The 14,886-nt window shown below is 70.8% G+C and carries 12 protein-coding genes; 5 read left to right on the plus strand and 7 right to left on the minus strand.

The genetic code is table 11. The annotated features are described in order from the left end of the window. Nucleotides 1–17 precede the first annotated feature (17 nt). The 5 genes from V3W47_RS15165 (at nucleotide 18) to V3W47_RS15185 (ending at nucleotide 7,613) form a co-directional block, all read left to right on the plus strand. Entirely contained in the window at nucleotides 18–1,706 is a 1,689-nt protein-coding gene (locus V3W47_RS15165; protein ID WP_331826058.1) for a glycoside hydrolase family 3 protein, read from the plus strand. Between the two features lie 111 nt (nucleotides 1,707–1,817). Beyond that, nucleotides 1,818–2,852 (plus strand): quercetin 2,3-dioxygenase, encoded by a 1,035-nt coding sequence (locus V3W47_RS15170; RefSeq protein ID WP_331826059.1) that lies wholly within the window; start codon nucleotides 1,818–1,820, stop codon nucleotides 2,850–2,852. Beyond that, nucleotides 2,852–3,832 carry an alpha/beta hydrolase gene (locus V3W47_RS15175; RefSeq protein WP_331826060.1) on the plus strand — a complete coding sequence of 327 codons (981 nt, stop codon included), beginning with the start codon at nucleotides 2,852–2,854 and terminating at the stop codon, nucleotides 3,830–3,832. Before V3W47_RS15170 ends, V3W47_RS15175 begins: the two co-directional genes overlap by 1 nt. A gap of 407 nt (nucleotides 3,833–4,239) precedes the next feature. Further along, on the plus strand, nucleotides 4,240–5,556 hold the full coding sequence (locus V3W47_RS15180; RefSeq protein ID WP_331826061.1) for a hypothetical protein: 1,317 nt from the start codon (nucleotides 4,240–4,242) through the stop codon (nucleotides 5,554–5,556). Continuing rightward, a complete protein-coding gene (locus V3W47_RS15185) occupies nucleotides 5,553–7,613 on the plus strand; it encodes a hypothetical protein (protein ID WP_331826062.1) in 2,061 nt (686 codons plus the stop codon). The genes V3W47_RS15180 and V3W47_RS15185 overlap by 4 nt, the downstream gene beginning before the upstream one ends. Nucleotides 7,614–7,629: 16 nt before the next feature. On the opposite strand, the gene V3W47_RS15190 is transcribed toward V3W47_RS15185, so the two are convergent. The 7 genes from V3W47_RS15190 to V3W47_RS15220 form a co-directional block, all read right to left on the minus strand. Continuing rightward, complete coding sequence (locus tag V3W47_RS15190; protein ID WP_331826063.1) at nucleotides 7,630–8,367, minus strand: DUF6683 family protein; 738 nt, start codon at nucleotides 8,365–8,367, stop codon at nucleotides 7,630–7,632. A gap of 264 nt (nucleotides 8,368–8,631) precedes the next feature. Beyond that, nucleotides 8,632–10,071: a subtype B tannase gene (locus tag V3W47_RS15195; RefSeq protein WP_331826064.1), complete on the minus strand. Its 1,440-nt coding sequence runs from the start codon at nucleotides 10,069–10,071 to the stop codon at nucleotides 8,632–8,634. Between the two features lie 428 nt (nucleotides 10,072–10,499). Then, a complete protein-coding gene (locus V3W47_RS15200) occupies nucleotides 10,500–11,246 on the minus strand; it encodes a sensor histidine kinase (protein ID WP_331826065.1) in 747 nt (248 codons plus the stop codon). A gap of 22 nt (nucleotides 11,247–11,268) precedes the next feature. Continuing rightward, entirely contained in the window at nucleotides 11,269–12,117 is an 849-nt protein-coding gene (locus V3W47_RS15205) for a PAS domain-containing protein (RefSeq protein WP_331826066.1), read from the minus strand. Next, nucleotides 12,114–12,536, minus strand: a complete 423-nt coding sequence (locus V3W47_RS15210) for a GAF domain-containing protein (RefSeq protein WP_331826067.1) — start codon at nucleotides 12,534–12,536, stop codon at nucleotides 12,114–12,116. The genes V3W47_RS15205 and V3W47_RS15210 overlap by 4 nt, the downstream gene beginning before the upstream one ends. A 381-nt stretch (nucleotides 12,537–12,917) precedes the next feature. Then, nucleotides 12,918–13,331, minus strand: a complete 414-nt coding sequence (locus V3W47_RS15215) for an HU family DNA-binding protein (protein WP_331826068.1) — start codon at nucleotides 13,329–13,331, stop codon at nucleotides 12,918–12,920. Nucleotides 13,332–13,455: 124 nt separating this feature from the next. Further along, nucleotides 13,456–14,655, minus strand: a complete 1,200-nt coding sequence (locus V3W47_RS15220) for a DUF4388 domain-containing protein (protein ID WP_331826069.1) — start codon at nucleotides 14,653–14,655, stop codon at nucleotides 13,456–13,458. Nucleotides 14,656–14,886 lie beyond the last annotated feature (231 nt).

Below are 14,886 nucleotides of genomic sequence, written 5' to 3' on the forward strand. Positions count from 1 at the left end.
CCCCTCCGAGGTAAACCATGACACTCCCCGATCTGAGCGCATCCCCCTTCTTCCTCGACGCCGAGGCGCAAGCCTGGGTCGCCCGCACGCGCGACGGGCTGAGCCTGAGCGAGAAGCTCGCGCAACTGCTCGTCCCCATCGGCCTGCGGCTGGACCGCGCGGAACTCGACCGCTTCCTGGCCCTCGGTGTGGGCGGCGTGTCCCGCTTCGTCACCGTCGATCCGGGGGCGCTCCGCGACTCCACGACCTACCTGCAGGAACGCAGCCGCGTGCCGATGCTGCTCAGCACCGACCTGGAGGGCGGGGAACTCGCCTCGGTCGGCGGCACGGCGGGCACGCCCTACCCGAACCAGATGGCGGTGGCGACGACCGACGATCCCGTCTTCGCCCAGCGGCTCGGGCAGGTGATGGGCCGCGAGGGCCGGGCCGTCGGCTTCAACCTCACGTTCTCGCCGGTCGCGGACCTCGACCTCAACCCGCGCAGCCCCATCGTGAACACCCGCTCGTTCGGGAGTGACGTGGGGCGGGTGACGGCCTTCTGTGAGGCGACGATTCAGGCCCTCCAGGCCGAGGGGGTCGCTGCCTGCGCCAAACACTGGCCGGGCGACGGGATGGACGACCGCAACCAGCACCTCGTCACCAGTGAGAACACGCTGGACCTGCCCGCGTGGGAGGCGAGTTACGGGGCGGTGTTCCGCCACCTGATCGCGTCGGGCGTGAGGACGGTCATGCCGGGGCACATCACGTTCCCCGCCTATGCCCACGCGCGGGGGAGGCCGGACGAGGCGGACCTGCCCGCGACCCTCTCGCCCCTGCTGACCACCACGCTGCTGAGGGAGGAACTGGGCTTTGGCGGCGTGGTCGTGTCGGACGCGACCGAGATGGGCGGCTTCACCTCGCAGGGACGGCGGGAGGACACCGTGCCCCAGGTGATCGCGGCGGGCTGCGACATCCTGCTCTTCCCCACCGACGTGGAGCGCGACCTGGAGTTCCTGCGCCGGGGCGTGGCGGACGGGCGGCTGACGGGGGCGCGGGTGGACGAGGCGGTGACGCGCGTCCTGGCGCTCAAGGCGTCGCTGGGGCTGCACAGGAGCACCGCTCTCCCGGAGGCCAGCACGCTCCGCGCCCCGGAACATCTCGCCTGGGCGGAGGAATGCGCGGAGCGGGCCGTGACGCTGGTCAGCGATACCCAGAACCTCCTGCCGCTCGATCCCACCAAGCACCGCCGCCTGCTCGTCATCCGCCAGCCCCGCCGCACGAACGGCCTGGGCTTCCCGCTGCCCGACCTGCGCGTGCCCGACCTGCTGGGGGAGGCGGGCTTCGAGGTCACGCTGTACACGCCGGGGACGCGGGTCAGCCCCGACGACTTCGACGCCCTGCTCTACGTGGTGGCGCAGGAGGGGCTGATGGTGAGGGACGACCTGCGGCTGGACTGGATGGAGCTGCACGGCAACCCCTTCCGGGCGATGGAACGCTTCTGGGACGTGCTGCCCACGGCCATCGTCTCGCTCGGCACGCCGTATTACGCCCTTGAAGCGCCGCGCTGCAAGACGCTCGTCAACGCCTACTCGCCCGTTCTGCCGATGCAGGAGGCCGTGGTGCGTGCCCTGACCGGGGGGCAGCCGTTCTCCGGCGTGAGTCCGGTGGACGCCTCCTCGGCCCTGCGCCCGGTGCGGGAGCGGCGGGACCCCGTGGTGGAGCGGTGATGGTCGCCCGCTCTCCCCTCTTCACGACTCAAGGAGGCCGCATGTGACCCAACCCCTGCCACCTGCCGACTCCCACCCTCTCACCTGACCCTCTCACCTGAAGGAGCCTCTATGACCTCTCCCTCACTCACCCCCGTCACCACGCTGCCCGACACGACCACGCCCTATGTGCTGGAGGCCGGGGGCGGCACGTCCGGCGTCCTGCTCGGCCAGACCACCCGCATCCTCGTGGGCGGGGCGCAGTCGGGGGGTGCCCTCGCCGTCGTCATGGTCCTCGGGCCGAAGGACAAGCCCATCCCCTTCCACAGCCACCGGGAGGCGCGCGACACCTTCCTCGTCACGCGCGGGCAGATGCAGCTCTGGGCGGACGGGGAGAGTCACGTCCTCAATCCCGGCGACTTCGCCTACGTCGCCCCCGGCAGCCCGCACGCCTACGGCTTCCTCGGGCAGCGGACGGAGATGGTCGGCGCGATCACTCCCGGCGGCTGGGAGGAGTTCTTCGTCTCCACCTCCAACCCATACGGGGGGCCGGTCTTTCCGCCCGTGGACACCTCGCCGCCCCCCTTCGAGCGGCTGGGCCGGGCGCAGGAGTTGCATGACGTGAGCTTCCGCCGCGACCTCCAGCCCTTCGCCGCCGGGACGGGGCCGATGAACGAGACGCTGCCGGAGCGGGAGACCTCGTACTTCCTGCGGGCGGACTGCGGCGAGCGGCACGTGATGTTCGGGCAGCTCTGCACGGTCCTGGCGGGCGGCGCCCAGACGGGCGGGGTGCTCGGCAAGGCGGTCATCGAGGGGCCGAGGGGGGCACGGATGCCCGCCCACGTCCACCGGGGGACCCACGAGGTGCTGTACGTCCTCGACGGGCGGCTGCGCGTGACGCTGGACGGGGCCGAGACGGTGGCGCATCCCGGCGACTGCGTGAACATTCCCGCCGGGTGCGTCCACGGCTACACGTTGGAGGGCAGCAGCACCCGCCTCCTGACGATGAACGCGGGGGCGGGGATCGAGCAACTCTTCGCCGTGGCGGGGGAGGCGTGGGCGTACCCCGTCTTCCCCGACGGGTCCCCCGCCCCCGGCGATCAGCCCGACCTCGCCCGCGCCGAGCAGACCCTCGACATCTCGTTCGTCCCGTCGGAGTCAGCCTGATGCCCCCGTCCCCCGTCCCCTCCCCGGCCCCGGACCTGATCGCCCGCTTCGGTCCCGCCTGGAACAAGACGGTCGCCGACGAGACCCTGGCCGCCTACCTGCCCGTCCACCGCCGACTCTCCGGGGAGAGCACGGAGGGCGTGCGCGTCACCCGTGACCTCCCGTACGGCCCCCATGAACGTCACCGCCTGGACGTATACCGGCCCGCCGCGCCGGGACCGCATGGGGTGGTGCTGTTCTTCCACGGCGGCGGCCTGTGGACGGGGGACAAGACCCTCCCGGAGTCGGGGGGCCTGGTCTATGCCAACCTCGGCGGCTTCCTCGCGCGGCATGGCGTCGTCGCGGTGGTGGCGAACTACCGCCTGGTCCCGCACGTCCGCTTTCCCGGCGGCGGGGAGGACGTGGCGCGGGTGGTGGCCTGGGCACGCGAGCACATCGCCGGGTATGGCGGCGACGCCCATGACCTCACCCTTTTCGGGAACTCGGCGGGGGCCATTCACGCTGCCACCTACCTGTTTCGTCAGGAGCTGCAAGAGGGGGGCACGCCGGGGGTGGCCCGCGCCGTGCTGCTCTCCACGCCCTGCACGCTGCCGCACGGCGGCCCACGGGAGGAGGTCACGAAGGCGTACTTCGGGGCGGACGGGGCGCAGATCGACGCGAACGCCCCGCTGGGCCTGCTCCGCGCGTACCGGGGCGACACGGTGCCCCTGCTGTTCATGACGGCGGAGTTCGACCCGGAGGAGATCGAGCGGCCCAGCCTCCGCTTCCTCTCCGCGTACGGGGAGAAGTACGGCGCTCTCCCCCACTTCTCTCAGGTGCCCGGCCACAACCACCTCTCCACGGTCCTCAGCCTGGGAACGGAGGACATGGCGCTGGCCCGCCCGCTGCTGGGCTTTCTCGGAAGGGCCGGGCCGGAGGAGCACCCCCACGCGGCGGCCCCGGCACCGCACACCGCCGACCTCGCGGGAAAGCGGAGGTGAGGCGAGGAATTATCCGTGTCTGATACGGTTTCCGTCCAATCCGTTATCAAATCGGCGTCCTCCCGATTTGATAACTCCTTTCCCGGCAACCCTAAACGTTCCTTCTCGCTCCGCTCGGATTGAACAGTTTTTGTAACTGTTCAATCGGAATCTGTATGAGTTGGTGGCCGCACACTGAAGGGCGTCGCCGAACCTCCTTTCGAGTCCGCGAGACGGGCAGACGCCACCGGAGGAGCTGCCCCCGTCCGTGCCGTCGGTGAGGCGTTCGGGCAGGGCGCTCTCCCGCATCCCGACGGGCCAGAGCAGGAATCCCCAGTTCCACCCCGGCGGACAGGTGCCTCCTCCTCTTTTCTGTGATAGCTCCATACTGAGCACCCACCCCACAGAACGAGACCCACGGAGGACCCATGCCCGGACCCTTTCGCCCACTCCCCCTCCTCGCCGCCGTGCTGAGTGCCGCGCTGGCCCTGACCACCCCGGCGGGCGCGGCCCCGGCCCGGTATGCGGGCGTCACCTGGCAGGACCCGCCGGGGATGAAGGTGACGGACGCCTACCGCTACAACTGCCCTGGCCGCTGCGTGGTGTACGAGGGGGATACGGGCGACGTGACCGACGATTTCCCGCTGATCCGCGTCCACGAGGCGCTGCCCGCAGGTGGGCCGGGTGCCCTGGCGAGCCTGACCGCGTGGATGGAAAAGGGCCGGGGCGAGGTCGTCCGGGTGCTCAACAGCGGCAGTGAAAAGGTTGGTGGGGTGACGGTCACGCTGGCCGTGCTCTCCCGCGCGGACGACGCTCAGGACGACGACCCCGACTATTCGCTCTTCGTCCTGCTGGACCAGGGGGGCGTGACCCTGCCGCTGGAGCTGTACGGCTTTCGGCAGGGGGACGTGTCCGGCCCGCGCCTCGCCGTGCTGACCGCGCTGGCCGACAGCGTGCGCCTCAGCCCGGAGGCGGTCAGGAAGGACCTGACGGCCCGCACGGCGCGGTTCGCCACTCTGCAACGGGCCATCGCAGAAGGCTACGCGCGGGGCGAGCGGGCGCGGGTCTTCGCGTACATCAACACGGGCGTCATGGCAGTGCCGGGCGGCGACCTCGGCCTCGTCATGCAGACCTATCAGGACGTGCGGCTGGCGGCCTTTCTCCCCGGCGGCGTCTTCCTGAGCGCCGATCCCGAGCCGGACTACCGCGCCCCCGACCTGCGGCGCGTGGGCGAGGGCGAGCTGCCCGCGACGTGGAAGGCAGTCTCGGGCGGCTTTCAGGTCACGGCCCCGAACGGTGGAGTGACGGTCTACCGGCTGAGTCAGAACGGCCCGCAGGCGACCCTGACGGCGGGGGGCACGACCTACCGCGAGGCCGCGCCCCTGAAGCCCGCCGACCTCGTGGGCATCTTCGGCACGGTGAGCACCTCGTCGTCGAGCGTGGGGGGCACCGCCGTCTTCTCCCGCAGCGACCGCGACCTGGAGTTGCGGCAGGGCGGGCGCTATCTCTCGGCCAATACGAGCTTCACGGTGGTCAGCGGCCCCAACGTCGGGGGCGGCACGAACGGGGATCGCCAGGCGGGCGGGCGCTGGAGCTACGACCCGGCCTCCTTCACCCTGACCCTGCGCCCGGACGGGGGCGGCGTCCGCAGCGGGCCGACCTATACGCTGGCTTACGGCGCTCAGCGCAGGGAGAAGAGCGTGGACTGGACCCTGCTGGGCGAGCATGATTGGTGGAAGAAATGACGCACTTGCTCAGAATCTGCCTGCTCGCCCTGCTGCTGGCCGGGGCCGCCGCCGCGAAGACCTACACCCTCGGCGCGTGGGCGTTCACGCTGCCGGACGGGGCGAAGGAGTCGGTGCAAGACGGCGTGCGTGCGTTCGCGGTGGGGGGTGCCGCGTACCTGTTCACGCCGCCGGAACCGCTCGCGGGCCGCACGCTGGAGGCGGTCGCCGGGGCCACGGTCGCCGACCTCACGCGGGGGAAGAACAGCACCGTCCGGCTGGGTGCCCGTGAGAGCGTGGACGGCGCGGAGGTGCTCGCCTACAGCGGGGGCGTCACCGACCCCACCACCGGGGAGGGGAACGTGCAGGTCTACTTCTTCTTCGCGCGGGGAGGCCAGTGGGGGCTGGCGCTCCTGCTGGCGGGCGCGGACGCCGACATCGACGAGGCGATGGAGCCGTTGGGCACCGTCACCTTCCGCCCGTCGGGGCTGACGGCGAGGGGAGAGGCGCTACCCCGGCTGCCCGCCGTGCCGTGGTCCACCGGACGCGCGGACCGCGTGGCGGCCTCCACCGCCGCCGTCACGTATCCAGCGGCCCGCAAGCGTGGCCTGGACCCGCGCACGGACCTGTTGCCCGACGCCTTCGACTGCTACTTCGTGGGCGAGTACAACCGCGACGACGTGCGCGCCATGACGCCGACGCCCGACCTGCGCGTGGCGGTGGCGGCGGGCGGCACGTACACCCTGACGGACGGCACCACGCGCACGTCTGGCCGCTGGACACAGCCCAAGGCGGCGGGGGAGACGCCGACCCTGACGCTGGAGGGTCCGCTGACGGCCTCCAGAAGCTACGTGCGGGGCAACGACGACGACGGCCAGACCTTCCAGGCCGAGCACGCGGCAACTCGAAGGGGAGTCCTGTGTTATCAGGCCGGACCGAGGGCCGAGGCCCTGCGCCTGGAGCTGACCCGCAAGCGCGTCGGCACGGAGGCGCTGACCTGCCGGGACGCGCGGGGCGGCTCGCCCTACGCCCTGAACTTCGGGGCGGGCACCTACTCCACCCCGAGGGGGAACGGGCGCACCCGGCTGGTCTTCTCGGGAAGCCGCTCGGGGGACTGGGCGGGCCTCGTGCAGTTCACGGGCGGCCCGTTCGACCTCTCCGTCGGTGAGATGGACGAGGACGAGCACGGCAACCGCGAGCTGGAGATTACTGAGAAGACCACCGACTCCAGGCTGTTCTACCGAGAGAGCACCACCACCCTGATCGCCACCTGCCGCGCGAGGGTCACACCCAGGCCGGGGCTGCTGTATGGCCGCGCGCCCGCACCGAACACGGGGGTCGGCGGCGGGCCGGACGGGCTGTTCGTCAGCCTGCAAAATCGCCCACGGATAATCGGGACCCTCTTCACGGCCTGGTACGAACTCGAACTGTCCCTCTTCCGGCCCGGCGGCTTCCATCTGGACGGCCTCGACCCCACCGAACTGGGCACCGTGCCCGACTGCACCCGCACCCGGCCCAACGGCGACCCCTTCTGCGAACGCTACACGTTGAAAGGCGGCCAGTTGCTCTTCCAGGACGACGACGGCACCTGGGACGATCCACAGGCCTACCGCAAGACGGCGGACGGCTTCACCCTGGGGGAGACGCGGTACGTCCGGGTGACGCCCCTCACCGCCGCCGCGCTGGCCGGGGTGTACACGTCGGAGGACTTCACCGGAAGCGGCCCGGCGGGTGGTGCCCTCGGCGGCGGGGTCGGGGTTTACAACGCGCTGTCAGGCGGCTACCTGTTTACCCCGCAGGGGGGCTTCCAGTGGAAGTCCAGCTCGTCGAGTTCCACATTGATCTCGCCCAATCCGGTGCTGGGCGGGGCGGTCGGCGGCGGAAGTTCCACCCGCACGGAAGGGGGACAGGGCAAGCTCACCGTGAAGGACAACTGGCTGACCCTCACGTTCGACGATGGCCGGGTTCAGCGCCTGTTCGTCTATCCCCAGCCCGCCGTCTTCCTGGGGGACGACCCGACACGGGGAGAGCGCCTGAATATCGGCGGGTCGTGGCTGAAGCGGGTGGGCGGGCGCTGAGCCTCCGCGTCCCGCGCTACTTGCGGACGGTGAAGCCTCGCTCGGTCAGGTCCACGAGGCCGAGGTCCAGACCAAGCTCCGCCGTGCCCTGCGCGAGGCCCTGGCCGAACTCGGCGCGGCTGGCGGGGTCGTCCTTCCAGGCCTCGGCCAGCGCGCCGAAGAGGACGGTTTGCAGCAGCAATGATTCGGCCATCTCCTGCTTCTGGGTGTCGTTCAGCCCGGCGACGGCAGGGATGGAGAGCAGCAGGGGCCGGAACTGGTCGCGCAGCCCGACCACCTGCGCCCGCGTGGGGTCGTCGGTGCGGCTCTGGGTCATCAGCCACGCGTAGCTCCAGTACAGCGCCCACACGTCGGCGACGTTGGTGGAACTCAGGCCGAACAGAGTCTTCATCTGCCGGTCGATCTCGGCAAACACGTCCGCGCCCGTGAAGAGCTTCTGCCACTCCGCCCCCGACTCCGGGCTGGCCGCCGTGACCTCGCCCACGAAGGTGTCGATCACCCCCCGGCGCACCGCCGGGCTGACCTTGAAGTTCAGCGCCCCTGGCTGGGCGACCGGGGCGGGTGGGCGAGGGGTCGCCGGGGTCTGGCCGGTGGTTGTCCCCCCGGTCGCCGGGGCCGCCGGGCCGCTCACCCCCTTCATCAGCTTGAAGATCGAACTCGACAGGCTGGAGGCGCTGCCGCCCAGGCCCTGGGCCGAGGCGGGCTGCGGGAGGGCGAACAGGAGGGCGAGGGTGAGCAGAGCGCGTTTGAACATGCTTCCTCCGGGGGAGTGCTGGCGGGGCGGCGGGTGTGGCCCCGAGTATAGGACCGCTCCCCGCACATCGGAGACCTCACCGCAGCGGACGAGGAGGTCGAGGAGGGGGCGTGGGCGTCCTCTGCCCCCCACACCAGCTCTGGTTCAGATGTGTTTGGAACGGCGCTCTACACACAAAAGTCGAAGGCCGCCAGGCAGCGGCGACCTTTGCGCGTCCTCCCCTTTGGCCTGACTTTCCTTCTCTTCCCCGCCTCCCCGCATGACCTACGGTGCCGCCACCCTGTCCATCCACGCGAAGAGTTGATCGAGGTCGTAGTCCCCGCTGTGAGGGACGTTCCACGGCAGGAACAGGTCCACGTCGTAGCCCGCGTTGATGAGGCGGGTTCCCAGGATCACCGGGACGGCCAGGGACGTGTCCCGGTCCGCCGTGCCCGTCCGAATCCGCCAGTGGAGCGCCCGCTGGGTGCCCGTCGCCCCGACGTAGTTCATGGGGTTCATCAGGCGGACCACCTCGGGTTCGGCCACCGCGCCGCCCGCCTTGCTCCGCTGCTGGCTGAACGCCGTGAAGTGCCGCGCATTCGCCGCGCTCGTCCCGAACAGCTCGTTCTCGCCGTTCTCCAGGCTCAGGCCGTCGAAGGCTGGCGGTATCTTCTGGCGGCCCACGGCGCGAACGTAGGCGTCGAAGTCGACCGCCGTGACCCGCCCGCCGGAAACCGTGAGATAGGTCGCGGCGGAGAGGTCCTGCCCCGCGTCCAGGGCCGTCTGCGCGGAGGCCTGAATGAACGACGCGACATACTCCTTGAAGGAGCCGTTGCCGTTCTGGTCCAGGGTCAGGACGCTGCTGCCACCTCCGCTGCCGCTCCTGATTCGCAGGCCGTTGAGGTAGGCCGGGAACGTCGGCTTCAGCTCGTTCGAGAGCGCGATCTGTTCCGCCGTCAGCGTCCCCGGAACGAGCGTGCGCTGGATGCGGAAGTCCGTGTCCCTGGCGATTTGCAGCCGGGTGTAGTCGTTCACCCCGCCGAATTGCCACTCGTAGGCGGCGTCGGCGTTCTCCAGGTTGGTGATGGGGCAGTAGCTGGAGACGGCGAAGATGTCGTCACGTGTCTGCGCCGCACCCAGGGCGGTCAGGTACGGCTCGTAGTCCCGGTTATTGCCGGAGGCTCCCAGCAGGGCGGAGAGTGCCCCGCCCGCGCTCGTGCCGTTGGAGATGATCCTCTCCGCGTTCCCCGGCATCGCCCGGTCGTTGTAGCGCAGGTAGCGCACGGCGGCCTTGAGGTCCACGATGGCGGCGGGGGCCTTGCCGACGAACTCGCCCGCCGCGTTCTTGGTGGAGCGGCCCCTGGCACCGGGAGCGGCCACCACGTAGCCCCTGGACAGCGCGACGAGGGCGGCGTTGGGACTCCCCGTGCGCTCGTCGTTGCCCGCCGTCCCCGGCTCCGCCTGCATATAGCCGCCGACCCCGTTGGGGAGGAAGATGGGTGCGGTCTGCGCGTTGTACGCCCCGATGGTCCGGCCCCCGAAATACTCCTCGGGGACGTAGATGTTCATGCTCTGGTAGGTCGTGTCCTGGGGACTGCGCACGTAGACGACACGCTCGTAGGCGCGGTAGCGGACCTCCCTGCCGTTCACCTGCGTCGTCACCGGGCGGAACGCGTTGGCGTCGAAGTCGAGGTTGTAGACCCTTGTGCCGGAGGTGTTGGTCATAAGCGTGCAGGAGTTGAGCAGGAGGGCGGAACCGAGGAGCCAGAGGGTGCGTTTGAACACAGGAGGACCTTCCCACGGAGGAATGAGGGGACGGACGACACCGTGGCCGCCGCCGAACAGGTGAACTTGAGTGACATCCGGGTGGGGCGACGTCGTGGCCCGCCTGCACCCCACACCTTGCTCCCCAGCATGACGACGGGGTGTAAGGGTCGGATAAGGGTTTCCTTGCAACTTGCCGGGTGACGCCGTATCGTTCACCCGCTCCGTTGGCAGAGGGCGGGCGCACACGTGGTCGGCCCGCTGCCTTCCGCGACGTGTGCGGCAGGGTTGACCCTCGCTGTTTCGCCCCGCCTCCTCGATCACGTGCTCCCGTCGGTGGTGGGCGCGTGGCCGACGTTCACCTGTCAGGGCGAAGCTCACGCAGCTTGTCACCGTGAGCGGAGCGAAGGGTCCCTGCGGCGGGTGATGCTTCGCTGACGGTCAGCATGATGACATCTATGCGCCCCACCTTGATCCTCTCTTGCCTGGGCCGGGGCGACGGCGACGGTTCCTGCTTCCGGACCGGACCCGCGCCCCCCGACTCCCGGCGGTGGCCCATGAGGTACAGGGCCTGTCCGCTCCCCGAACCCGTGGCGCTCGGCGGCCTGCCCCGGAGCAGCGCCCTCACGCCCCCGGCAGCGTGAAGAAGAAGGTGGACACCCCTCGCCCGGTATGCTCTCCACCCACAGCCGCCCGCCGTGCCCCTCGACGATCTTCTTGCACACCGCCAGCCCGATTCCGGTGCCCTCGTACGTTTCGCGCCCGTGCAGCCGCTGGAAGATCACGAAGATGCGCCCGTGGTACTGGGCCTCTATGCCGATGCCGTTGTCCGAGACGGCGAAGCGCCAGAAGTCGCCCTCCCGCGCCGCCGTGACGTGGACCCGCGGCGGGATACCCTCGCGGCGGTACTTCAGCCCGGTGGTAATCAGGTTCCGGAGGAGCTGGTCGAGCTGCCGCGCGTCCGCCCGCACGGTGGGGAGGCCGCCCCGCGTCACGTCCGCTCCCCCCGCCTCGCTCTCGCCGGACAGACGCCTATGCACGGCGTCGAACACCGCGCCGGAGTCCACGGGGGACGGCTCGCGCCGCCCGGTATGCACCCTGGAAAAGGCCAGCAGGTCGTCTACCAGCCGCTTCATGTGCTCCCCGCTCTCCACGACCTCACGGAGCGATCTGACGGAGGTACAGCCGCCCCCGGTCGTCGAGCAGGTCGCCGTAGCGGCGCAGGGTGAGTTCGGCGAGGCTCGTCACCGCCCGGATGGGCGCTTGCAGGTCGTGGGAGGCGACGTAGGCGAACTGCTCCAGCTCCCCGTTGCTGCGGCGCAACTCCTCGCTCTGCCGCACCAGCGCCTCCTCGGCCCGCCTGCGCTCGGTCACGTCCCTGACGAAGCCCACCATGCGCGTGACCCCGCCGCCCGCGTCCCGCTTGAAGTACCCGTCGTCCTCCACCTCGCGGACGCTGCCGTCCTTGTGCAGCAGCCGGAACGCCACGTGGGCCTCGTCACCCGACGCGATCTCCCGCGCGAAGGTCTCGCGGTCGTTGGGGTGGATCAGTCGCCCCGTCCAGTCGCTCAGATGGCCGTCCAGTTCCTCGACCGTGTATCCGGTGATCCCCTCGACCGCGCCTCCGTACACGATGGCGTCCGTCGCCGGGTCCCAGTCGTAGAGCAGGTGGCCCGAGCCGCGCACGGCGACCTCGTAGCGTTCGCGCCACCCGCTGACCTCCCGCGTGCGCGCCTCCAGCTCCGCGACGCCCGCCACACGCTCCAGCGCGAGGCCGAGGCTGCCCACCACCGTCTCCAGCACGGCCCGGTCGGTGCGGGTCCACGCCCGCCCCTCGAACAGCACGGCGATGAGCACTCCCACCGGCTCGCCGCGCCGGAAGACGGGCAGCGAGGCGGCGGCGTTGACCTGCTGCACCAGCTCCGCCGGGGTGTCGCTGCCCTGGGCGTAGGCGTCCTGATAGAAGGGCTGCCCGGTCGTCCACGGCACGTCCACCGAGGGCGTCACCACCCCCACGGGCGGCCCCGCGTCGATGAAGGGGCCTGCAACTCGGCGTTGCCCACGTCCCCCACCTGCACCTGATTGCGCCAGCGGTCCCCCTCGCGCTCGTAGTACAGGGCGTAGCCGGGCGGCAGCAGCGAGAGGATCAGCTCCTGCGCGCGGCGGACGAAGGCGCGCGGGTCGTCGCGCACGGCGAGGTCCTGGGTGAGGCGGGCGAAGCCCTCCAGCGCCCCGGTCCGGGCCTCCAGCTCCGCGTTCTGCGCCTCCAGACGCCGGGTCTGCTCGGCCCGCCCGAAGGCCAGGGCGAGGCCACGGGCCACCGCGCGCACGACGGCCTTCTCGCGCTCCTCCCACCGCAGGTCTCCGGGCCGCCCCAGGCCCAGGATGCCGCGCACCTCGCCCCCGACGATCACGGGAACGTTCATCCCGCTGCCGAGGGTAGCCCTGCCTGGCGGCGAGGTCCAGGCGTGTGCCGTCGTCGCTGACGAGCAGGACCGCGCCCGCGACGGCGTTCAGGGCGGTAAGGGCGGGGGTCAGGACGACCCGGAAGACCGCCTCGCCCGTCTGGGCGGCGGCCAGCGCCTCGGTTACGTTCTGGAGATGCTCGCTCAGGGGGACAGGCACCGCCGGGGAGACCGTGGACGGGATGGTCACGGGGTCAAGATACTGTTCCGCGCGGATGCGAGAGGCGGCCCATCCCCCACCGGGTGGTGTCCTGTCGAGGTCGGTGTGGCCTGCCCTGACGGTGTGGGGTGGACCCCACGGCTACGCGGCGGGGGAGCGGGGTGGAACCCGGCCCGGCGGGTCTACTCGGTGCCCAGGCCGCCCTTGAGGGTGGAGGCGACCTTGAAGGCGACCTTCCTGCCCGCCGGAATCTGAATCCTCTCGCTGGTGCCGGGCCGCACCCCGGTCCGGGCCGCCGTCTCGCGCACGGAGAGCGTGCCCAGGCCGGGCAGGCCCACACTCTGGCCGCCGCGCAACGCCTCCACGACCCCGCCGAGCAGCGCGTCGATGGCCGCCGCCGCCTGCCCCTTGCTCAGGCTGGTGCGCCCGGCGACCTGCTCGGCGAGGTCGGTCCTGCCGAGCCTGCCGACGTCGTGCGCGCCCGTGCGTGTGATCGGCGCGTTGCCGGGGCCGCTCTGCCCGGCGGCGGCAAAGGTCGCGTCGTCCAGCAACGCCTGGGTCTTGGCCTTCTTGATCTTCTCGCCCCGCTGCGCCATGTGGGCCTCCTGCCCGTCATCTTGCGGGTCGCCGCGCCCCAGGGGAAGCGGGGGACGGCGAGACTTCAGGCTCGCTCAAGCAGGCCGGGGAAACCGGGAGACTCCTGCCCGGCGTCGCCCAGGTCTACATCACGACGAGCTGGTGCCCCAGCGCCCCGAGGGTGGAGCGCGCCACCGCCAGATTGCCCTCCCTGCGGGACAGGACCAGGTGCAGGAACAGCGGCTCGTTCGGGACGAGGGCGAGGATGTGGTACTGGTCTTTCAGGGTGATCAGGATGTCCTCCGGGCCGTCACCCAGGCCCAGGCTCTCCATGAGCTGCAACTGGGCGCGCACCACCGTGGTGTAGGTCGCGGCGGCGGCGTCGAAGTCGAAGCCCGTGCCCTGGGTCTCCAGCGCCATGCCGATCTGGTAGTCCACGAGCGAAACGGCGTGCGCGCCGTCCAGCTCCCGCATCGCCGCGCCGAGCGTCTCCCCGATGTTGGAGGTCGGGGGTCCCGGACGCCGCTGCCCCAGGTCCAGCCCCAGGTCCAGCCCCAGGTCCAGCCCCAGTTCGTCCGCGCCGCCGGATTCCGGGCCGTCGTCGAACAGCAGGTCCCCGAGCAGGTCCCCTCCCTGCTTGGCGTCCTCGTCCTTGAGCTTCATGGCGTCCATCAGGAGATGCTGGAGGTCGCGCAGCTCGCCGCCCCGGCCATTGTGGTACGAGCGTTCGATTCGAAGCGAGACCGACTCCCACGACAGAATCTCCAGCGCCGCCGCCTCCCCCTCCCGCCGCGAGACGTTCGAGTAGGCCCCCACGAGCTGGCCCCGGAGCAGGTGCAGCCGCCCCCACCCCTGCGGGGACTCCACGCGGATGGACAGGCTCTTGTGCTCCCAGGCCATCACCTGAAGAAAGCTCGGCAGCGACACGCCGCGCACCAGCCCGTAGGTGCCGCTCGCCATCTCCCGCTCGATGACGGCCCCCAGGTCCGAGGCCGCGCTCAGATCGACGACCGGCATCTCCCCGAACCGCTCGAACAGGGCCTCCGGGTGGCGCAGGGGCTGCAGGCTCACCACGATGAAGAAGGTGTAGGGCCAGCGCCGCTTGGCATGCTCCAGCAGGTGGTGCAGGTCGAAGCACAGCAGCGCGTCCTCCTGCGGGCAGACGACCACCGCCAGGTTCGGCGCTTCGTGGGGCGCTTCCGCCAGCACGGCCTCCACCGTCGGGAAGGACCGCACCTGCCACTGCGCCGAGGCGGGCACGTGGGTGTGCAGGTACCGCCGCAGGTGGTCCCCCGGCTCGCCGACCAGCAGCAGGGAGGACCGGGGATTTTGAGATGCTGTCATACCTCCTCCATTTCCAGGTTCCACCGGGAGAGGCCACGCCCCCGCCCGCTGGCCGGAACCGCTGCCCTCCATTTAATGTCAAAACAATAGGGTGCAATCTCTGACGAAAAGTGCACTGTCTGGAGATGACGGCGGGTTAAACCCATCCAAACGGGTCTCACCGAGCGGCCATCGCTCAAACGGCGCTCCGTCCGCCCTCCGCCGAAGTTCAGGCGGGTGGTCCTAGACTCC

Source organism: Deinococcus sp. YIM 134068 (genome assembly GCF_036543075.1).
GTDB classification, from domain to species: domain Bacteria; phylum Deinococcota; class Deinococci; order Deinococcales; family Deinococcaceae; genus Deinococcus; species Deinococcus lichenicola.

Bases quoted from the DNA above. Each gene is read 5' to 3' on its own strand.
- V3W47_RS15165 (WP_331826058.1), top strand. From the start codon at position 18: ATGACACTCCCCGATCTGAGCGCATCCCCCTTCTTCCTCGACGCCGAG.
- V3W47_RS15170 (WP_331826059.1), top strand. From the start codon at position 1,818: ATGACCTCTCCCTCACTCACCCCCGTCACCACGCTGCCCGACACGACC.
- V3W47_RS15175 (WP_331826060.1), top strand. From the start codon at position 2,852: ATGCCCCCGTCCCCCGTCCCCTCCCCGGCCCCGGACCTGATCGCCCGC.
- V3W47_RS15180 (WP_331826061.1), top strand. From the start codon at position 4,240: ATGCCCGGACCCTTTCGCCCACTCCCCCTCCTCGCCGCCGTGCTGAGT.
- V3W47_RS15185 (WP_331826062.1), top strand. From the start codon at position 5,553: ATGACGCACTTGCTCAGAATCTGCCTGCTCGCCCTGCTGCTGGCCGGG.
- V3W47_RS15190 (WP_331826063.1), bottom strand. From the start codon at position 8,367: ATGTTCAAACGCGCTCTGCTCACCCTCGCCCTCCTGTTCGCCCTCCCG.
- V3W47_RS15195 (WP_331826064.1), bottom strand. From the start codon at position 10,071: ATGACCAACACCTCCGGCACAAGGGTCTACAACCTCGACTTCGACGCC.
- V3W47_RS15200 (WP_331826065.1), bottom strand. From the start codon at position 11,246: ATGAAGCGGCTGGTAGACGACCTGCTGGCCTTTTCCAGGGTGCATACC.
- V3W47_RS15210 (WP_331826067.1), bottom strand. From the start codon at position 12,536: ATGAACGTTCCCGTGATCGTCGGGGGCGAGGTGCGCGGCATCCTGGGC.
- V3W47_RS15215 (WP_331826068.1), bottom strand. From the start codon at position 13,331: ATGGCGCAGCGGGGCGAGAAGATCAAGAAGGCCAAGACCCAGGCGTTG.
- V3W47_RS15220 (WP_331826069.1), bottom strand. From the start codon at position 14,655: ATGACAGCATCTCAAAATCCCCGGTCCTCCCTGCTGCTGGTCGGCGAG.